Source organism: Sphingobacterium sp. xlx-96 (genome assembly GCF_011007365.1).
GTDB lineage: Bacteria > Bacteroidota > Bacteroidia > Sphingobacteriales > Sphingobacteriaceae > Sphingobacterium > Sphingobacterium luzhongxinii.
In genome coordinates, this window is record NZ_WFKM01000010.1 from 212,767 (window position 1) to 234,262 (window position 21,496).

The 21,496-nt window shown below is 38.3% G+C and carries 12 protein-coding genes and 1 pseudogene; 8 read left to right on the top strand and 5 right to left on the bottom strand.

What is annotated here, in order from left to right:
• Positions 1-101: 101 nt before the first annotated feature.
• Complete coding sequence (locus tag G7B20_RS13700; protein ID WP_164111978.1) at positions 102-329, top strand: hypothetical protein; 228 nt, start codon at positions 102-104, stop codon at positions 327-329.
• Positions 330-408: 79 nt separating this feature from the next.
• Here the strand turns inward: G7B20_RS13700 and G7B20_RS13705 are convergent, their stop codons facing one another.
• The 3 genes from G7B20_RS13705 to G7B20_RS13715 are packed head-to-tail and all read right to left on the bottom strand — an operon-like array spanning position 409 to position 6,757.
• On the bottom strand, positions 409-1,686 hold the full coding sequence (locus G7B20_RS13705) for a TlpA family protein disulfide reductase (protein ID WP_164111979.1): 1,278 nt from the start codon (positions 1,684-1,686) through the stop codon (positions 409-411).
• 51 nt (positions 1,687-1,737) lie between these two features.
• Entirely contained in the window at positions 1,738-3,099 is a 1,362-nt protein-coding gene (locus G7B20_RS13710) for a RagB/SusD family nutrient uptake outer membrane protein (protein WP_164111980.1), read from the bottom strand.
• Between the two features lie 16 nt (positions 3,100-3,115).
• Complete coding sequence (locus G7B20_RS13715; protein WP_164111981.1) at positions 3,116-6,757, bottom strand: SusC/RagA family TonB-linked outer membrane protein; 3,642 nt, start codon at positions 6,755-6,757, stop codon at positions 3,116-3,118.
• Positions 6,758-7,485: 728 nt separating this feature from the next.
• Between G7B20_RS13715 and G7B20_RS13720 the strand changes: the two genes are divergently transcribed.
• The 7 genes from G7B20_RS13720 (at position 7,486) to G7B20_RS13750 (ending at position 15,384) form a co-directional block, all read left to right on the top strand.
• The gene (locus tag G7B20_RS13720; RefSeq protein WP_164111982.1) at positions 7,486-7,929 is read left to right on the top strand and encodes a helix-turn-helix domain-containing protein; all 444 of its coding nucleotides are present in this window, start codon (positions 7,486-7,488) and stop codon (positions 7,927-7,929) included.
• Between the two features lie 7 nt (positions 7,930-7,936).
• Complete coding sequence (locus G7B20_RS13725) at positions 7,937-8,827, top strand: hypothetical protein (protein ID WP_164111983.1); 891 nt, start codon at positions 7,937-7,939, stop codon at positions 8,825-8,827.
• 1 nt (position 8,828) lies between these two features.
• A complete protein-coding gene (locus tag G7B20_RS13730; protein ID WP_164111984.1) occupies positions 8,829-10,691 on the top strand; it encodes a hypothetical protein in 1,863 nt (620 codons plus the stop codon).
• The gene (locus G7B20_RS13735) at positions 10,669-11,631 is read left to right on the top strand and encodes a hypothetical protein (protein ID WP_164111985.1); all 963 of its coding nucleotides are present in this window, start codon (positions 10,669-10,671) and stop codon (positions 11,629-11,631) included. Before G7B20_RS13730 ends, G7B20_RS13735 begins: the two co-directional genes overlap by 23 nt.
• Before the next feature lie 142 nt (positions 11,632-11,773).
• Entirely contained in the window at positions 11,774-13,462 is a 1,689-nt protein-coding gene (locus G7B20_RS13740) for a zinc ribbon domain-containing protein (RefSeq protein WP_164111986.1), read from the top strand.
• Positions 13,463-13,469: 7 nt separating this feature from the next.
• Positions 13,470-14,324, top strand: coding sequence for a hypothetical protein (locus tag G7B20_RS13745; RefSeq protein WP_164111987.1), 855 nt, complete (start codon positions 13,470-13,472; stop codon positions 14,322-14,324).
• A 4-nt stretch (positions 14,325-14,328) separates the two neighbouring features.
• Positions 14,329-15,384 (top strand): class I SAM-dependent methyltransferase, encoded by a 1,056-nt coding sequence (locus G7B20_RS13750; RefSeq protein WP_164111988.1) that lies wholly within the window; start codon positions 14,329-14,331, stop codon positions 15,382-15,384.
• A 63-nt stretch (positions 15,385-15,447) separates the two neighbouring features.
• Here the strand turns inward: G7B20_RS13750 and G7B20_RS13755 are convergent.
• Together G7B20_RS13755 and G7B20_RS13760 are read right to left on the bottom strand one after the other, a co-directional pair.
• Positions 15,448-16,743, bottom strand: a pseudogene (locus G7B20_RS13755) (IS256 family transposase).
• A gap of 337 nt (positions 16,744-17,080) precedes the next feature.
• Positions 17,081-21,496 (bottom strand): hypothetical protein, encoded by a 4,416-nt coding sequence (locus tag G7B20_RS13760; protein WP_164111989.1) that lies wholly within the window; start codon positions 21,494-21,496, stop codon positions 17,081-17,083.

Genomic DNA, 21,496 nt, shown 5'->3' on the forward strand with positions numbered 1-21,496 from the left:
CGGAACACCGCAGGCCGAGACGTACAGCTATTCTAGAACGATGTACGCACTTGTAGCCAATATAAACTGAATTAAATATAGTGAAAAGATCGGAGGTCCAAATGGCTTGGTTTGAATTTACCGGCTCTAACCCAACTCTGCCATCACACTATACATTAGTAGTTTCAGAACCGACAAATTGCCTTGGCACACCACAATCAATATGTGCAATCCAGGCATTAAATGACGGCGCTGGAAATCCTGACATCACCAATGCGTTGCAAAATGAAATGATCATCGCACTGAATGCAGGAACACCTAGCACTAATGTAAAGCTGAAAGCAAGATAAGGTTAGGCTCACTCCTCAAGAAGCGTTAGCTAAATAGATAACAAGGGTATGGTGATGAGCCATACCCTTGCTGTGTATTCTAATTTACTTCTTCAACCACAAAAACTTCAATTATGGCCTTTTCAATTTTTGCTTCCATACCGTAGGCACGGAGCTGTTTATTCAGACCATCCAAATTTTCATAAGTTCCGATTTTTATTTTCGTTTTACTCTTTACCAAATCTACACTAGGAGGAAACATGTAGGTTACATCAATCATCGTCGCCAACACACCACTATCTTCATAACTCATGAATTCTTTAAACGCAGGCCCCTCATAGGGCACTACCGGACATGGTCTAAGTACCAGACAGTCCATTTCCTTCGTGTCAAAATATGTACGAATGCCGAAGTAATTGTGTAGATCGTTCAGTATAACTCTCCCTTGTAGCGAATCTGCCCTCGCGACAAGATCATAGCGCTCATAACAGATTGCATTTTGGGCTAGCCAAACTTCCCCCTCCCCATTTATATCATCATACTGCTGCGGACTAGCCACTTTCCAGACCAATCTTTCAGGCCTTGGGATATAGGTCGGTGTCTTCAGCTTTAACCAAGCCTGCCGTAATACCGTCAATAACGGAAAATTATACGACGAGGTTTTATATTTTCCAGAAATACTGTCTAACACCGTTTTCATTCCATGTGTGTGGGAAGGCACGCCGTCCTGATAACCGGAGATCAATGTTCCTGCCTTCATCTCCAAGACACCCACTATCAAGTGTCCGGCTAGATTACCTCTATCTGCAAAATCATTCTTAAGCGGCACTTTCAGACCACCTGTCTCGTATAGCCCCAGCATATTCTCTTCAGTGATGAACTCGGACATCGTAATTGCTTTTACTTTTCCCTTGAATATGACCGCTATATGTGGAATACCTGCATGCGGAAACAAGGGTTTCAACAACGAATCTGAATAGATTATCGGCAAGTTTACCTTATGCTCTTTCATATATGCATTGGAACCAAAGAACTTCTCTATTGTAGAAGCGTCCTGCCAGGTGACAGTAAATATCTGTAGCTTATCCCCCAACTTTTCCTGTAGCCGCTGTAATTTTGGCATCGCCTTTACACAAGCACCGCAATAGGTGTCAAAAAAATCCAGTACAATTACCTTATTGTCCAACGCCTTCCAATCGACAGCCTGCATACCTCCCCGCATTACCGTCAGTCCATGCGGTGGTGTAAAACTATCTCCTATCTGCAATGCACGGCTCAGGTCCTTTGATGGACCTCGCTGTCCAAAGCTAAAAGCAGGAGCTAGACTCAGTATTAGTATCAAGCAGATAACTATTTTATTAAAAATGTTATGTTTCATTTTTCGTGTATTTTGTATGTTCATGGTTATATTGTCTTATTTTTTGATTTTTTAACGTGGATTTTGCGGTAAACCTCCCACCCTGACTACAGCCTCTGGCAATCTGAATGCATACTGAAGGCTATTGGGTAATAATGTATATGACCGACCCTTTACCGTGCGCGATAGTGTCTTCTGAAATCTGGAATCTAGATTGAGCCGCTTTAGATCGGACCAGCCCCTTCCCCTAAAAATCAGTTCCTTTTCGCGTTCTTTCAATATCAATGCCAGCAGATCATCAGGATCACGCTCTGTGATAGGCACATACTTTCCTGTCCTGAATCTTTTCAGCAGTAATGTATTCAGTGTCGATAATGCTTCATCCACCCGATCCGTACGTACAGCAGATTCGGTTTTGGTGAGATACATTTCGCTGGTGGTAAGCCCCACAAAAAGTAAAGCTTTGTTACGGTCATAGTTGCCACGGTAACGCTGTGTACCGATGGGTTCATCACGCTCCTGAAAGAAAATACGCTTTCGCAGATCGAACACCTCATAACTGTTGTAGAAAGCCTCTTTTACAATATTATTGTTATAGTTCATCGGTCCCGATCCCCCGGTCATCGCTATAAACAGGATTTCTTTGTTGAATCTAGGTATAGGCAGATCCTCCTCTTTATCCAGTTCATTAAAATCCAACAGATCGCCGCGCAACATCAGGCTCGAGTCGGCATACAGATACGCCTGCTCAAAATCAGACATTGCCAGGTAGGCGCGCGCAAGACCTGCATAAGCCGATGCACGTAGCGGCTGACCAATGATTGCTTCGCCATCCGGAAGATTACGGGCCGCTATATTATAATCTTTTAACACCTGTTGATAGCTGTCTTCGAGACTGGCTCTGCGGGACGGTTCATCCACACCCGGATTGAGGCGCAAGGGAATCCCTAGGTCGGTAGCGGCCTTACCCTTTTGATAAGCTGGCGCAAAGACTTCGATCAATTGCTGAAATGCAAATGCTCTAAAGAAATGGGCCGCTCCCAGTAGCCTGCTCTTCTTCGCCAGATCTCCCCCTTCCGGCAGCTGTGCCAGCATATCCAGTACCTGATTGGCGTTGAACACCGCTTTGTAGGGGCGCTGCCACACAGTCACATCGGTGTAAGGCTGGTCTGTCCAAGTGTAAAACCCCTGTTGATCTGTGTTCAACGTCCCATCAAATGTTTCATCGGGGATGTAATACTGATCCGCCCCCATCTCTCCGAGAGCCGGATATCCCATATTCATGGTGGTGTAGTCATTCAATAATAGCTCGGCATCATCGAGACTTTTGGGTATGACCATTTTTATATCGGTCTTTTCGTCGAGCAGTCCCGAACAGGCACTGCATAGGAGCACAATGAGTAGATAAGTCGGTAGAATTATTTGGTACTTCATAACAGAAATCATTATATTAAAGATTAAAACTCAAGCCCAGCGAAGACATTATCGGGTCTGGGATATTAAACCCATACTCCGGGTCTATACCGTACTTATTAGCACGCCAGATGGTCCCTATATTTTGGAAATACGCATAGCTGCGGCAATTTTTCAGCCCGTATCTGGATAGAAAAGGCATATTGACCGTAAGCTGTATGTCCCTCAGCTTAACTATACTCCCGTCTGTAGCCAGTGCCGTAGAAGCAAGGTATACCTGACTCGCATACGAATTATGGGGATAGGTAAAGGCAGGCACATCGGTATGCGACTCATCGCCGGCTTTCTGCCAGCGCACTGCATAATCTCTATGTCCAAACCCACTATTGATAAAGTCTGCATTTGAAAATGACCGCCTTAAGAACTTATGTCCTAACTGGTAGGCGATATTCCAGGAGAGCTCTACCCCTTTGTACTGTACCGCATTCCTAAAGCTTCCGACATAGAGCGGTATGGCCGACCCTACATTCAATAAGTCTCCGGTCTTCTGATTGACGATACCGATATAATCTTTGGATACCTCTCCATTTAACCATGCCCTCACCTCGCCTGTCGCAGGATCTAATCCGGCCCATCTATAAGCCAGTACGCTATAGATATCCATCCCCTTGATAGGAGTCATCCGACTGCCCTGATCGGGACTGACATAGCGCTCTGCCATATCAAACTGTACGTATGAATCGAGTACCTTGGTGCGCGCATAGGTCATTACGAGGTTACTGCTCCACTTCCATTTTCCGATCTGCAGGGGAACAATGTTCACCGATACGTCCCAGCCTTTGGTCTTCAGAATAGCACTATTCATCACCATATTGGTAAAGCCTGTAGTAGGGTCTATCTCGCTCGGTGCAATAAGATCGGCCGCTTTCTTCTCATAATACTCTACCGCACCGGACAAGCGTCCACCTTTCAAGGCAAAGTCAAGCCCTAGATTGAAGACATCAACACGCTCCCAGCGCAAACTTGGATTCGGAGGCCTATTTATCATAGCATAAGACTGACCGCTCACATAATGAACCTCACTCTCGATATTCATCACCGGATACGCCGAGATTGTATTGTTAGCATTACCGTTATAGCCGTAGGTCGCTCTCAGCTTTAACAACTCAAAAGGGCCAGCCTCCATAAAATCCTCCCTTGACAATAACCAGGCTCCACCCAATGACCAAAAGGGCTGTCCGCGGTCGTTGCTTTTGACACCAAATAGATTAGAGGCATCTTTGCGGATACTCGAACTTAGGATATAGCGGTCAAGGTAGGTATAAGCACCGTTTGCAAAATAAGACAGATAATTATGCTTCAAGTCCTCATACCTGCTCCGGTCCGGTATACTGATCGTGCCGAAAGCACCATTCATATAAGGTACCCTGACACCATACTGCACAGGTTTAAATACTCCCGTAGCAGGATCGAAACCATGATATTGTGATGTTGTCAAACTTTTATTGACCGCACGCACCTCATAGCCTGCCAATAAAGACAGTGTATGCACCTCCTTCCATTTCTTATCGTACTCCAGTGTAGCCCTTCCATGGTGTACCTGACTATCCCAATTGGAGATCATCAACAGGTCTCCTAGTGGTATATTCCATTTTACATTATTGGCGGCATCCCAGCTTGCATGCGTATTTAGGATGTCCCGCTGTGCATACGAATCCATCCCTTGCCAGATCCTAAAATTGGATATCGACCGTTTGAAAGCATACATAAGTCCGACCTTAAAGCCAGCGCCCAAGGTATACGATGCGTTAAAGTTAGCATTGAGTTCTTTCACCCGCTGGGTCTCGCGGCTCGCATACAATTCGGCCAATGGGCGGTAGTTCCAGTCCAGGAGCTTTCCTCCAGCTGCACTCGTCCGATACGTATTTGTGTAGCTACTTAAATCTACAACAAGTGGGTTACCATTATTATCGGCCATGTCCATATAAGGATAGTTGCCCAGACCTTTGCCCAATCGGTTATACTCGACCGCTAGATAACTATCAATATTTTTGGTCTCTGTATACCAAAGGCCTAGGTCGAGCAATAGGTTGGTGATTGGACGCACCTGCGTATTCGATCGCAGATTGAGCCTGTTATTTGACGAAGTCACTACACTGCCCAGATTTTTGTCATACCCCAGGGAGAAGATGGTATTGGTCTTATCATTACCACCACGGAGTTGCGCGCTATACTGCTGATTGACCCCATTACGATAGATGTACCGATCAAAATCATCCCTAGCGTCTATCTGCCGAAGCCTGTCCAGCTCCCCATTCATCTCTCCCTCGGTAATCTTGCCTATTTGCTCATTGTGCATCAGCCAAAGAATGGGCTGTACATTATCAAAGCGATCTGTAAATCTGTATTTGTAGCGCTCCTTATCAAAGAGGTAGCGCTGCGCATCGATATAGTCCGAGGTCGTCATCTGAGGTACATAATACAGATCGGGCTTGTTCTTGACGCTCACATTAGCATTTATGGCGAGTTGAACGGGGCTATTAAACTTCCCCTTTTTGGTGGTCACCACTATCACCCCATTGCCAGACTGAGCTCCCCATATTGAAGCCGCAGCCGCATCCTTCAGTACAGTAATACTCTCTATGTCGTTCGGATTGATATTATTAAACAGCCCCTTGCCATAGTCGGCCAGAAGATTGTCGTACGCTACACCATCTATCACGATCAGTGGATAGCGCTCGGACTGTAGTGTACTGATACCGCGCACATGGATATTGAGCGTACTTCCTCTATTGTTGAAATATTTGACAGAAGATATCCCCGGTACTACATCTTCCAGTCTACTGACAAAATCCGTAGACACCTTACGATTGAACAGCGCCGAGTCGATAAATTCAAACGAGCCTGTAGCGCGTTCTTTAGGAAGCTCCTGATATCCTGTAGACACGACATTCACTTCTTCGATATCACGGCTATCGGTAGATAATAGGATCTCCAGTGACTCATCGACATCGTAGGCTACCCTTACCATTTTATAACCTACGGCGGTAAATACCGCATAGCCCTTTTCCTTTTGGACCACCAGATTAAACATCCCGCTCGCTCTGGTCTTGGTCGAAGCCTTCTGCCCCTCTACCGATATAGACACCCCTTCGATAGCCTGCCCATCGGCAGCCGAGCGTACCTCCCCCTGAAGTACAGACCCCGACTGCGTCTGAGCGACCGCCTGCGTAAACGTAAGCGAACTAAACAACACACAAAAAATCGTTGAAACTATGAAATTCTTCTTACTATTAAATATTCTTTGTACATCAGTACATCTTCTATAAATGTCTCCTGTCCCTACAGACACGGCCTTTGGATGCACAGCCGTTAAGAATTTGGACGGAGAGGACGTAAGAAAATCAAAACTGTTTGATTCCGATCCATCGGGAGAGTTTTTTGATTTTAGGACTCTCAATCCAAATTTAGGCGAGCATTCAACGCCTTGATTTAGCTTCGCTGAGCTACACTTCGTTTCGGTTTTTGTTTCCTTTTTCATCAAGGAAAAATTGCGGAGCAATCTCCGAAGGAAACGAGAAGCCTCTCGCGGCTTGAGCGAGAAGATTATAGGATATAAGGCTTGAGTGTATCGCTCTGGAAAGAGCATACCCTTCCCTGCCCCATTAAAATTCTTCATTTTTTTGGAAATTAATTGTTTTCTAATGGTCCAAAAGAGCTTGCAAGCAAGGTTTTTGGATTCATTAGGTGTGACCTAATGAGGGCGGGTCAGAGCGTTACTTTTATAAACAACCTACACGTACCTGATCCTCGATCAGGCCACACTGTTTCAAATAAAAAATTAACTGAATAAAATCGAGTAGATACCTTTGCGTTTTACAATTGGGTTTTGTCGGTTTAATAACTGGCAAATACAACGACCTAAGTCATCAATAATGACTTCTACTCCTTTAGGATTAAGGAGGTTTAATAATCTTTCTTCTGCTTTTTTTCTTTATCATAACTCGTTTAGTTTATAAAACGAGTCTTTACAGTAGATACAGAAACCAACAATGGCGTGACATCCAACCTACTGTCAATGAGGCCGTGAGAAGCCCTGGAACGAGTAAGCGGACGCCACGCCATTGCCGACGGGCGTTTTGATCCACTTATCGCCTTGTTCCATTTGAAATTTCTCACGTTTCATTGACAAGACTCATAAGCGCATCCACCTATAAGATGGTGCAAATCTATTATTTTAATTCAAAAAGACAAATATTTACATTCTAGGACACCAATTGATGTATTGAAAATCGTGACTATATCGGCAAATAATTGTATCTTTACATCAAAGGTAAAAAACCAATTACTTGCAAAAAAATGGTAAAGAACCGGTAAAATACCGAACACATTTAAATCTGTCAGAATATGAGTATTGCATTCCAAGAAGAAAAAATACACGAAGGAAAGAACTTCAAAAGGATTCGTGAAATCATGGGGCTAAAACAGGAAGCTGTTGGACAAAGATGCGACAGCAAATTTGACCAAAGACGGATATCTGAATTCGAGAACATGTGGACTATACCAGAACCGACATTGCAAGAATTAGCTGACGCATTAGGTGTAACTATTGAATTTATTCGTTCTTTCAATGAAGAGAAAGCTATATACTATATTCAACATAACCAAGATACTTCAAAGCAAAATAGTTTAAATCATTTTCCAACGATAACATATGAGGCGGATAATAAAATAGAAGCTTTATTGGAAAAACTCATAGAAGATGATAAAGTAAAAACACAAGCCATCATCGACCTAACCAAAGTAGTCGCTGATCTCGCAGCAGAGGTAAAGAAACTTAAAGCAAAGTGATCTACTTATGGAATTACTTAAGCTAGAAGAGGATGTTTTAAAACGTTCAACATTTTTTCAGGATGTTCAAATTTGGCCAATAAACAATAAGTTAAATTATGAGGGTTGGTTAAGTAACTTTAAAACGGACGAAGAAAAGAGAATAGGATATGCTTTATTAAATTCATTTATATATTATTCTAACGATATGATCAATGAGCTTCTAAAAAAGTGCTTAATTCTCTCTTCATGCTATATAAAAACCATTATAAGAAATTGGGACGTTACAGATATATATGAAAAGGCTGTTTTTTCATATATGCCCGGTGAAAAACATCATATTACCGATAGTGGTCTACATTTCGCTCGTATACTGAAAAAAGTGTTTAATATTTCTGAAAATAGAATATTATCACCATCAAATTTGGTTGAAAGCATTGCTAGGATATCTAAAGATACTCCTATCATCTTTGTTGATGATTTCGTTGGTACAGGAACACAAGCAAAGGAAGCTTGGAATGATTTTAGTCACAACGGAATTAAATTAAACAAATTACTTCAAGATAGAATTTCGATTTATTGTCCACTGATTTGCAACCAGAGAGGTTATGATAGAATTCTTAAAGAATGTGTGGGGCTGAAATTAATTTGCAACCATATTTTAGGAGATGAATATAATTTGATAAAAGAAAATTGTATCTCTTGGGGAGGAGATATCAATCTGTTTAATAGTGCAAAAAGTTTTCTATTTACAAAGGGGAAAGAACTAAGTATTTATTCTTATTGTTCGAACACCGTTGATATTTATGGTTATGCTTGTCAAGGACTTTCCATTGCGTTTCAACATGGAACGCCAGATGCAACAAGTGCTATTTACACACATAAATCCGAAAACTGGAAACCATTAATAATCTATTAGTATGATAGAGAATGATAAAACCCTTAAAACTCTAAATGAATCTTTTGGTAGTTTTAGAGCTGAATGGTTGAAGAATAAAATTTATGAATTATTCGAAGAACCGTATTACTTCTCAACACTACAGGACAGTAGACCATATGTTGTTGAGGGAGGAAGGGGAACTGGAAAGACGACACTCTTACGTGGGTTATCTTATGAAGGACAATTTGAATTAAGAAATAAGGATATAAATGCTTTTGACAAAGAAATAGACTTTATAGGAATATACCATAGGATAAATACGAACCATGTTAGAGCATTTAAAGGAGGTGGAATATCGGAAGATATATGGATAAAAATTTTTTCACACTACATCAATCTAATTCTTTGTAATGAAATAATTCAATTCTTGGAATGGCATAGAGCCCAAAATCCAAATGATGACATGTTATCGAAAGAAGATTGCATTCACATTGCGAAATCTCTTGCCATATACTCTGACATTACAACTTTTAATGATTTAAAAAACAGTTTAAAAACTGAGATGTATGAATTTCAGTCTAAAATAAATAATCTAACTAGTGATGCACCTCTTTCTCTCTCATTAGCTGGTGAACCATTTAATGTGTTGACTAATGCCATCTTAAACTATAACCCCTTCAAGAATAAAGTTTTCTATTTTTTAATTGATGAATATGAGAATCTCGACGATTATCAACAACAAGTTTTTAATACACTGATAAAGCATTCGAGCGAAAAATATACGTTTAAAATTGGTGTTAGAGAAATGGGATGGCGTATAAAACATACACTCAACACGTCCGAGAAATTAAATGATCCTGCTGATTATAAATTGATAAACATTGAGAAGTACTTAACGTCAAACGAGGAGGTGTTTTATCAATTTGCCACAAAAGTTTGTCAACACCGTATATCAAACTTAATAGGAAAAGAAAATTTCAATATTGAAGATGCCCTTCCTGGTCTATCAGTTGAAGAAGAGGCTCTGCTTTTGGGGGTAGAAAATACCGATTTATATTTAGAAGCAAACAAACAGATACCCACGAGTAAAAATTTAACACCTTTATATAAATATTTTTTAGGACACTGGGCTAATAAAAATAAACGATCCATAAAAGAAGAGTACTCATTATATCGAAAAGATACAGCTAGTTACAATACAAGATATAATAATTATAAATATTCTTTACTTTTTATGATAAAGAGAGGTCGCGGTTCAGCAGGCATTCAAAAATATTATGCTGGATGGGACACTTACATAAAGATATCACATGGAAATATTCGATATTTAATGGAATTAGTACACAAAGCCTTTGAAAAACATCTTCTTGAGGGAAAATCTTTGGATGAACCTATATCTCCAAAAGACCAAACCATCGCTGCGCAAGAATGTGGACTTAAGAATCTAACTGAGTTTGAAGGACTTTGGAAGAATGGTGCTCAAATTACTAGACTTTTATTAGGATTTGGTCGTGTGTTTCAACTTCTTGCTCAGAATCCTGATGTTGCTCCCGAAAAAAATCAGTTTTCTATATCAGATCTGAATGAAAATGAAGAGTTAAAAGATATTATCTCAGCTTCAATCATGAATTTAGCACTGATTCGGATGCCTGGAACCAAACTGAATATGAAAGATACAAAAGACGTTCTCTATATGATTCATCCCTTATACTCCCCCTATTTTCAATTTTCCTATCGAAAAAAGAGAAAAATGGACTTAACATCTAAAGATATAGCGGAATTAATAAAGAACCAGAACTCTGGTATTCAAATGATTTTGGGAAAATCGTTTAGCGGACAAGATATATCTAATCAAATTATTCCTAATCAAATGAATCTATTTGCAGATTATTATAATGCATAATTACCACAAGTATTTTAACGTCACTGATACATATCAAGAGCTTCGCATTCCTAATAATGCTTTATACATTTATGGGATATCTCCAGAAGATCGTTCTAACGGTTACATCGATCTCCAAGAAACTGGAGAAATCCTCTTTTGTAAAATTAACAAGATTGAAGGAGATGATTTGATCGAGGTTGGCAATGAAAGAAAGGAAGTACACCTAAGGAATTTAGATGGAATTTCAGCATTGATAGAAAATTTTAAAAGAGATAATATTTACATTGATGTTACTGGTCTGGATAATAGAATCTGTGCACCATTGATAAAGCAATGTATATCAATTTTTACAGAAGGAAAGATTAAGTCAATTCGCGTAATTTACAGCGAACCCTTAGAATATGATGTAAAGAAATTTAAAGTCGAAGGTGTATTTAGTGACTTGTCTGAAAAAATACAAGGAATAAATCCATTACCTGGTTTCATAAAAGTTTTTCCTCGTGACAACGAAGATGTATATCTTATTCCTCTCTTAGGTTTTGAAGGTGGAAGATTTATACATCTTCTCGAGGAAGTTGAATGCACAGACAAAAATGTAATACCTGTAATTGGACTACCTGGATTTAGAGTTGAATATCCACAAATAGCTTTCTGGGGCAATCAAAAGCCACTTAAAGATACTGGAAGTTGGAGGAATATAAAATATGCTTCTGCTAACTCTGCTATAGAAGTATATTTTCTATTGAAGAAACTTTTAAGAGATAAACCTGATGCTTATTTTAAGATTGCCCCAATAGGTACTAAGCCTCATGCGATTGGAGCAATGATATTTGCCGCAAGATTTGAAGAACAAACAGAATTAGTATATGACAACCCAATAAGAAAAATAAAAAAGACAAAGGGAGTTGGTAAAGTGGTAGAGTGTCTAGTCAGCGAATTATTAACGGCAGAAGAATAATTACACACATTGTAGCTTTTATTAAAAAGAAATCTTTTTGGACTACGAATAATTTTTAATACCAATATTATATTGTTACATTAGCTATAATAGAATTATTACCTTTAGCAATCAGCATAAATTCGAAAATAAAATAGAAATCATGAATCTGGAGACAAAAGAGCTTGAAGAAAGAAGTGACTATCTAGAGTACACTCAAGTTCAAGACTGGTATGTAGATAGTGCATATTTTCAAACTATACAAAAGAAGCTTAAAGGTACAGGGGCAAAATTATTAGTTGGCCCTAGAGGAACTGGAAAAACCCACCAGATGTTGTTAGCTCATATGGAATGTATTAGGGATAAAACTAAACCAGTTTCTCTTTACGTCAGTTTTAATCGCTACTATCATCTTGAGCCTTTGATGTCCAGTGCTCCAAATGCTAAGAAAATATTTCACACTTGGGTGCTGGCTAAGATTGTTTTAGCAATCCATGAATTTCTTGAAAAGGCTGGGATAGTTCTAAATGATTTTTTAATAGAAGATTTTCTAGGAAAAATCTATTTAGAGAATTTTATTGGTCAAGCGGAAAAAGGACTATTTCGTTTTGATGATGAGGAAGTTCTTTATAAATTAAGCGTTTCATCACTAAAAAATATTATAGAGTCTTGCGTTATGAATTGTAAGCGTAAGCGAGCTATTCTCCTCTTAGATGATGCAGCATTAACTTTAACCCCTGAATATTTAGTAGAGTTTTTTGAGATTTTTGTTAGTCTAAAAAGTATGATAATCGCCCCTAAGGCATCTGTATATCCTGGGACTACAGAATATGGGATGAAGTTCCACTTGGGACAAGATGCTGAAAAGGTGGAGTGCTGGATGAACGTTAGTGAGGACATGAATGCATACAGCTCTTTTATGGATACATTGATTGAGAAAAGGTTCTCTTCTATAACGCAATCAATTGACAAAGAAATAGTCGAAATACTGAAATATGCATCCTTTGGCATTCCCAGAGCATTTATTTTTTTAATTAGATCATATATTCAATCCAATAAAAGCACCAAACAAGCAAAATTTAACGAAGTTATTGATCAGCATTCGACATTAATAAAGGCAGAATACTTATCATTAAAAAGAAAAGTACCACAATTCTCGAATATAATCGAAGTAGGAAGCGTCTTTTTTGAAAATATCATTAACGCTATTACTGAGTCCAACAAAAGCATTTCAAATCAAAAAAATTTGGTCCTTGGCATCGAAGTATATGATAACAAAATGGTAGATAGAATGATTCAGTTTTTAAATGAGGCAGGTTTACTATATAGACACTCCAGCAATGTTAGTCATGGTCAAGATAGGGAATATATTAGGTTCAATCCGCATATAATCTTCCTTATTAAAGCTAATGCCTTTTCTTATGGAAAGGGGTTTGATAGTACAAAAATACTTGAGAAGCTATTAGCTCCAGAAAAAAAGCATCCCCTTAGAAGAAAATATCAAACTTTATTGATGGCCGAAGAAATTGAAAAACTAAAATTGAACCTTCCCCCATGTCCAAAATGTCAAACGATACGATTTGAAGACAATCAGAGGTTCTGTCACAATTGCGGAGCAGAATTAATAATGCCTTCTTCTTTTGAAAGCTGTATGAATCTAGATATCAACACCATACCTTTGACACCTTTGCAAAAGACTGCAGTAGAACAGGCAAAATTTAAGAAAATTAGAGATTTTTACTCAATACAAAATCCTAGGTCAGAATTAACGAAGGTAAATAAAATAGGAGGTAAAAGGTCTCAATCGATAATAGATAAAGTAATTTCAATTGTTGACGAATTTTTAACATAGTAATATAATGGCTTCTCCAACACTAGTAATCGATGCGAATAACACATCGCACTCAAATCCTTTAACAACAAGTTTGATGTTTGACATCAGTTTTGCAGAAAATGATGAAGCTCCTATAGACACATATTTTGATAAAATTAGATCACTTATATTACTTATTAATCCCGCAAGATTCAATGAGCTCAATGCAAATTTAGTAGTTTTAGGATGTATTTCCGTTTTTGAAAGCTATATGCGGGAAATAATTAGAAGAACAATACTAATAGACGAAAAATCAAGAAAAAATTGTGAAGCTATGCCGCTATCCTATGGTGCAGCAATTACACACCACTCTTCACTATTGCCCGAAGCTATTTTGGAAGATGTTTCGTTTGCTGGTAAAAAAAATGTGACAGAATCTTTGAAAAATTTCATAGGCATAAAGGGGTATTTACCAAACTCCTTGGTGTCCGCTCTTGATGAATTTAGTAAGGTTTGTGAATTAAGACATTGCTTGGTTCATCGCTTTGGAAAACTCGGCACGAAGAATGCTATCAAACTGGGTTTAGCAGAACATTCTCCTTGCATTGAAAAGCCCTTGACGTTAACCTACACTCTTTTACAAGACATTCAATTAAGCTGTAATGTGATGGTTAAGGAGATAAACAACTTTATATTCAACAGTTTACTACATCGCTTAATAGTTGAAGACAACGGAAAAAAAAACACTAACACTATCTGGAAATGGAGATATAACCAAGATCGAAATCTTTTTTTGAAATATTATAGGACATTTGTATCTTCGACCGAAGTGACGCCAAAGCATTCGGGCGCACGTGAAGCTTATGATCTCTACCGGCAGGAGTACAACTCTTTAAATTAACAAAATGACTAAGGATTGGTGCAATTTTTACACCCCAAAACATATAGCTGATATGATTATCAATATGATACCGAAAGAGTATCATCCCAAAACAATTGTTGATATATGTGCAGGGAGCGGAAATTTTATAGCTGCTGCATTGGAAAAATGGGAAGTTAATGCAATCGGCATAGATATTCAGCGGTCAGAACATTTAAAAACCAAAAAGTGTACTTTTTATACCCAGGACGCATTAGATATTATAGACCTACGAAAAAATGTAGGTCATAGCAAAAAAAAATTGATACTCGCAAATCCTCCCTTCGGAAAATTTGAAGGAAATATAACCTCGGTATGCAGAAAACACACTGAATTACAGGAAGTTGCTATTAAATCCAAGAGGATAGAAACTAATATGATAGTTTCAAACATGTCACTATTGGAAGATGGCGAAATATTCGCGGCTATTTTACCTGAAAATATTTTTTCATCAGAAAAATTGAACTACTTTAAAAACATTTTTCTTTCTTACTTTGAACCAATTTTCATAGGAGAGCCTAGCAAATATTTCCCTAAAAGTGAGGTCATAACACGAATTTTTATTGCTGTGTACAGATCTCACAATGTATCTATTTCCTCAATTCGTAATATGAAGGATAAAGGAAGTTTTGATTTTGAAATCGTAAGAGGAATCGACAATTCTAAAATTCACAAAGGCGTCTCAAATTTTAATAATAATCTATATAGAAAAATAATACATTTTAACAATAGTGAGGGAATCATGCATTCTGATTGTTTTGTTCCCGAAGATGTTTGCAATAGTAAATACAAAATAGCAATGAATGATCTTCTGATTTGTAGAGTTGGGCGGGCTTCTGGCCGAGTCTTTCTAGCCGATAAGTTATATGAAAATCAAGTTTTTTCCGATTACTTTTTTGTTGTCAAAAACTTATCTATCACTGCTAACAAGTTAATCGCGAAAAAACTTGAAAAGTTACTTATAGAAAAACGGAAAGGACTGACGACCAAATATATTAATAAAAGAGATATAAATGAAGCTCTAAACAGATTGATTTCTTAAAGTAATATTAAAGTCTAAAAGGGAGTCTAACTCAAACTGTGTCATTGGATAATTAACCTAATTCTAAAAGCCTCTATCCAGCTTGAGCCTATCTCCAAATTTAATATAAAGTTGAGATATCGTCAAGCCCCAGTTGTGCACCGGCATGGTCCACTTTTTAGAGATATCCTTTATTATCAGGAACATCAACTTCATAAGAGCCTGCTCAGAACTGAATGCACCTTTGGAATATTCATTAGAGTTTTATCTTTAAGGAATTCATGAGCTCACTCCGTTCGGTTTCGTGATTTTACGGATCTGACGGTGCATTCCTTCAATTGGATTAGTAGTATAAATGGTCTTACGCACCTGTTCATCATACTCGAAAAAAGTAGAGAGATTGATCCAGTTGTCCAGCCATGATTTAGCCGCTATAGGGTATTTCTTTCCCCACTTCTCTTCGAAAGCCAGTAAATTTTCATACCCCATTTCTTCATTGACAGCTTTGTAAACCGGCTTTAGGTCTTCAATAACTGCCTTTTTATCCTTTTCTGTAACATAGCGCATACTTGATCTGATCTGGTGGACAATGCATAACTGAACTTTCGTTTTTGGGAAAATAGCCTCTATAGCTTCAGGAAAGCCCTTAAGCCCATCGATACAAGCAATCAGGATATCCTCGACACCGCGCTGCTTCAAGTCTGTAAGAACCGATAACCAGAACTTTGCACCTTCATTTTCTGAGCTATAAAGTCCTATCAGGTCTTTACGTCCGTCCATTCCAATACCCAAGATATTATAAATGGCCCTGGACTCAACAGTGCCGTTCTGACGAACTTTATAATGCATGCAGTCCAGGAAAACAAAGGGATAGACGGCCTCTAGCGGACGACTTCGCCACTCATTTATAGCAGGCATGACGCTTTCTGTGATACGGGATATTTCAGTTGCAGAAATCTCCATAGCATACATCTCACGGATGAAATCGCTTATAGCACTCATGCCTTTGGCATACATACTCAGAGCATGACCTTCTAACTGCTCTGTAATAATAAGTTGACGTTTAGGAACTACTTTGGGCTCGAATGTGCCAGATCTATCTCGCCCAGATTCAAGTTCAAAAGTGCCTGTATTCAGACCGCGAGCGGTCTTTTTAGTTTTACCATTGCGACGATTGCTGTTCCCTGAAGCCTTATCCTCTTGAAGGTGATTTGCGAGCTCTCCATCCATCATAGACTCCAGTAAATGCTTCATTAAAGGCGCTAAAACACCATTGTTGGGAGATAAACTCTTGCCGTTGTAGAGACCTTGCTCAGCCTCCTCTTTGAAACGTTCAAAACGGCGGAGCTCTCTTGAATGCCTTTGAAAATAAACTCTAATGAAAAATCAAATCGGGTCTTTTCATTCATGACCATATCGTTTGAATAATTAAATATAAAAAATATTATTAAAATATCCCGTTGACACAGTTCACGTTACAGTCTCTTAGAGGAGCTTGATCCTAGAACATCTTTTTGTCCCTATAATAGCGCGAGCTTCAAGCTCATGTCTATGTAATTCTGATACTTAAGCCTAGTGCGGTACATTCACAATGATTCTTCTGAAATGAGATACCTCAAAAACAAATAAACATTGTACAAAACACCTTTGCTGGGACTGTAAAATAAACTCTGTTAAATATAATATGTTCAATTATTATATTTAACAGAGTTTATTTTTAAGTCTCAACTATAAGCGTAGAAACAGAAATCTTATTTTTTTTAAAAAGAGCTACGCTGGATATTTCCAAACGTTTAAGCAACTCTTTATCACTACTATCATTCCTGCCAATATTCATTTTTTCTCCCAATCCTGTCCAGAAAATATCAAGGCCTGCATTTTCAAGAGCTTCAAGTAATTCCTTCTTGCGAATAATTAGGCTTGAAGTAGTGTTACTAAAAGAAGAAGATGGATCGAAGGCAATCACAGTTCCGAATTCATTGACAAACTGACCATCAATATCTCCATGCTTAAGTTTTAGCAATCCAAATAAATACTTGTTGGGTAAAAGCAAACTTGAACCTCCGTCATCCTGACGGGTGAGATCCCTTTCCCATAAGTATTCCAAAGCTGTAACTGCAATATCACCGATCTTCTCTCCTCCATTTGGTCCTCGTAATTCCTGCCAATCTTCTCCACCATAATAAGGTTTTGAGAAATCAGCTACTGCTGGCGACCAAAAAAACTCACGTAAGTATAACTCTGTTCGGGATTGAGACTCTGGCATCCATCTCCCCATAAGATTCTGCTTTAATAACCAATCCGTGATTAACGTTTTCTGCTTTCTAGGCGTAATGTAGCTCCGCACTTGACACCAAAGATCACGGTCGCCTTCACGCCAAGTATTCTGGGACTCAAGCACGAGCCACTCTTCATTATTGTCATCTTTTAATTCGATCAATTTTTTTAAATTTGGTAAGTCATCTCTATCTCGTAACCAGATGCGCATTTCTGTGTTTGATAACCTATATGAATATTTAAGCCACCATGCCGATTCCGGAGCTTTTTCCTTGATTTCAAGACCTGTTGTGGGATCGAAATCTCTTACAAATGGTTCCCATGGGCCTGAGAACTTAGATTTTTTCTCATCATAGGATCTTTGATAATAATCATAATTATCTGCCAACCTTGCTAAAATTTGATAAAATACGATCCATTGATATTTTTTACCAATTCTTTCAATTAATGGAGTACTCCTTCCCAAATAATATGGATTACTGTCAATATCGCTGAGAGTTTGATCATACCCCAAATCTTCAACGATCATTTTAATAGCGAGATTACTTAATAAATTATCAGGATACTCTTTCCAATGGCTTACAGCATAACCGAAAGTATATCTTCCAAAATCTCCATACATCAAACCACGGGTACTATGTTCTGTCACCATGGAATCTAAAATATATTCAATACCTGTATACCCTTCTCCGCTAGTCTTTAAGACTTGGGTATACCTAGTTATCTGTTCATCTGCTGGCGCATCCGGTAGCTTTTCACTCTTATAAGGAGGCCCTACCAGTTCTGGTAGCGTTATGTCAAGTCCCAGATATCGGCAATATTCTACGGCTAAACGTGCATAATCACGAATCAAAATATCCGGTTTGATCCCTTGCTCAAGAAATACTTTCTTATGAATATAATTTGCGAGCACTGTAAGGATTTCTCTATCGCTATTTCTAACGACAGCACCGAAGGCAATGGCATAGATTCGCTGAGTTATATAAGGATCGTTCACTTTCTCAAAATCGACCATGACAGATTTTAGTAAAGCAATATTTTCTGTAAAAAGGAAAACTGCCACCTTGGTTGCATAATCTCGTAATTTCCGGTTAGTGCTTCCCAGGAACCAGAATAAAGTCTTTCCAATTGCCTGAATGGCTTTTGGGTCAGTAATACCATTTTTCTTGTAGTCCAGTGCCCATTTAATAATCAACAATACAGCTGAGCCACTTTCTTCATAATTATTATTTATAAAAACTGTCCAGATGGCATCGCGCTTCGACAAAGACATCTCTATTAGGAAGTTATGTATAAAGTCGGTATTTAGTGCGTTGGCTGGTTGGAAACTAAGCTGTAAAATTTCTGACCAAAATTCCCTAAGCACCTTTGGGTTATCTTTTAAAATTATATTCAGATAATCACGAGTCTCGTCGGTAATTGTAGACGATGATCGGTCCTTCAGAGATGAAATAAATGCACGAACAATATTGTCCCTCTCAATAAGATCCCCTGAAAGTTCGAAGATTTCTTTACCAAAATAAAATGGGACCATAATAGCAGTTGCCTCAATGAGGCCGGTAAAATCCTGATCGGAGTAAGAATCCTTATGAAGGAAAAATAATTTCCCAGTTGGTGTGATTGCTGATGGAGCTGTCTGCCAAGTAAGAGAACTCAACAAAAACTGAACCTTTATATACTCGCCCAATTTCTGGTATGCGAAATCGACACCCAGTTCATCTTCGCCATGTCCAGTAACATATCGGTTCTCATAAAATAAACCATGGCTGATTAACTCGGCAAAGAAACCTTTGCCATTTGTATAGTAACTTACAGCTTTTTCTACCAGCTTAAATGCCGTTCGGTACCTTAAGTAGATTGCTTGCTTCTTCCATTGTTTCTTAACAAATTTTTTGATGGCTAGATTGACAATATCTAATTTGTAAGACTCATAATTAAATCTGTCAGTATGACCCAATATTTCGTTGATGTGTTCGAAAAAGTGATTATAAACCGTGATGGTCCCTACCCAACTGTTTACGTCAATCTTTCCGCGACTACTTTTATAAAGTAAGGTAAAAAGCCTTAGAAATAAGGGATTACTGAATTGCATGCTATAGTAAGGCACGATAGGAGCTGTCATTTTTTCATTTTCAAAGAAAAACTTCACAGCCTCCCGCTCCATACCTTTAAATCCTTGATGCTCTATGACAGACTCCTCATCAACCTTTATATTCTTGAATAGGGCTTTTTCATACGAATTTCTGTAGCTCAGAACGACTTTTATATATTTGTAGGAATCCAAGATCGCTATAAATTCATTAAATTCACGACTCCAAAGCTTGATCCCTTTGCCTTCATTGATCGCATCAATAAAAATCAAAACAGGCCTACCGGCCATTTGACCTTTTCTGTCCAAAATCTCCATAAAATACTGCTCATCAATAGAGTGCTGACAAAAATATCGGCAGATCTGTCCCCAGATGTTCTGCTCACCATTTAGGCTTTGCCCTAAAATGAGAATTGTCGGTGCCAGGTCATCCATACGTTGCTTAGCCATAAATCCGAGCATTTGAGACTTACCGCTACCTGCCTCGCCTTTTATCAGTATATATTTCTTACCTATAAAAAGTTGCTCGCTTAAATATTTACGGAGTAAATTCAATTGGCTAATGATCTGTACCAAATTCTTTTGATAGTCATGTATCGCCTTCACTTGAACTTTTTTATCCGTCTCCTTCGCGTCAAGATCACTCCGTGCACGTAATGCAACGATAAAATCATCGCATAAATTCAATAAATAATTACACTTATTTCTTGCTCCGTTCCAATGTTCAATATTTTCAAAATCATTATGAATATAATTCAACAAACCGTTGAAAATGGATACAGTTTCTAATAGATTTTGACCAGCCTGATCAAAAGTCTGATCAGCACTTGATTGCGTGTCCAATCTGACATTACCATAGTTTATAATAAAATCATTTTTTCTACCAATAAGATTAGTGAAGGAATTATTTATTCTTTTCATTAACTGGTTAATCTTTGCAATAACCATTTCTTTATATTCTTTTCCAGCGTCAATCTGACGAATATTATCTTCTATCGGTAAGGGAAAATTAATCTCGTGGTAACGGGGTTTCAGTTCTTTCAGTGATTGGTCTAGTCTTTTTCTAAAATGAGTGTCAGATAGATGGTTTTCAATATCAATGTCGACAAGCCTGAGTTCTGATATTTTTGACTCAATAAATGTAGATAATGAGATACATTCAAAGCCGATGGCTTTATCAAATCGACTAATAACCCCCTGAAAATAAAGAACTTCATCAACCACAACACATATCCCACTACCTGAAAACCCTTTGCAAAGTCCTTGTACTCTGTTCTTTTTATAGTATTTAAGAAAAGCTTCTCCTGTTGCAACTTCAAATTTAGCCCCTTCCATATCCATCGTATTTAAAGTTCCCTTAACCGACTTTTGTTTTTCTCCTCCAGTTAATGTAGGATAACCTTTGAACCATACATCTGTACCATCTTTGTGCAATCCTGCAAGCTTAATTTCCGGAATCTCATTGTAACCGGGGAATCTTTTCCAATCAATAACCAACGCAACAATATCGTCGTTATCATCGCCAATTATTCGGTCGGCTTTCTGTAATTTATAATATTCTCCTTTCTTTGCGGCTTTAATCTTATCAATTTTAATATGTTTGGGCTTCGCGGCACTATCAAAATCTTGCCCATAAATGCAATGTTTGGCAGTAAAGATATATAGGAAATCAGAATCGCTGGGCTTATATAAAATACCTGAACCGGTTCCTTTATCTTTAACCTTAATCCGAACAGTTACCAAATTTAAAATTTCGTTAGACTCCAT

What these genes read in the sequence shown, in the direction of transcription:
- G7B20_RS13700 (WP_164111978.1), top strand. Translation starts at nt 102, where the DNA reads ATGGCTTGGTTTGAATTTACCGGCTCTAACCCAACTCTGCCATCACAC.
- G7B20_RS13705 (WP_164111979.1), bottom strand. Translation starts at nt 1,686, where the DNA reads ATGAAACATAACATTTTTAATAAAATAGTTATCTGCTTGATACTAATA.
- G7B20_RS13710 (WP_164111980.1), bottom strand. Translation starts at nt 3,099, where the DNA reads ATGAAGTACCAAATAATTCTACCGACTTATCTACTCATTGTGCTCCTA.
- G7B20_RS13715 (WP_164111981.1), bottom strand. Translation starts at nt 6,757, where the DNA reads ATGAAGAATTTTAATGGGGCAGGGAAGGGTATGCTCTTTCCAGAGCGA.
- G7B20_RS13720 (WP_164111982.1), top strand. Translation starts at nt 7,486, where the DNA reads ATGAGTATTGCATTCCAAGAAGAAAAAATACACGAAGGAAAGAACTTC.
- G7B20_RS13725 (WP_164111983.1), top strand. Translation starts at nt 7,937, where the DNA reads ATGGAATTACTTAAGCTAGAAGAGGATGTTTTAAAACGTTCAACATTT.
- G7B20_RS13730 (WP_164111984.1), top strand. Translation starts at nt 8,829, where the DNA reads ATGATAGAGAATGATAAAACCCTTAAAACTCTAAATGAATCTTTTGGT.
- G7B20_RS13740 (WP_164111986.1), top strand. Translation starts at nt 11,774, where the DNA reads ATGAATCTGGAGACAAAAGAGCTTGAAGAAAGAAGTGACTATCTAGAG.
- G7B20_RS13745 (WP_164111987.1), top strand. Translation starts at nt 13,470, where the DNA reads ATGGCTTCTCCAACACTAGTAATCGATGCGAATAACACATCGCACTCA.
- G7B20_RS13750 (WP_164111988.1), top strand. Translation starts at nt 14,329, where the DNA reads ATGACTAAGGATTGGTGCAATTTTTACACCCCAAAACATATAGCTGAT.
- G7B20_RS13760 (WP_164111989.1), bottom strand. Translation starts at nt 21,496, where the DNA reads ATGGAGTCTAACGAAATTTTAAATTTGGTAACTGTTCGGATTAAGGTT.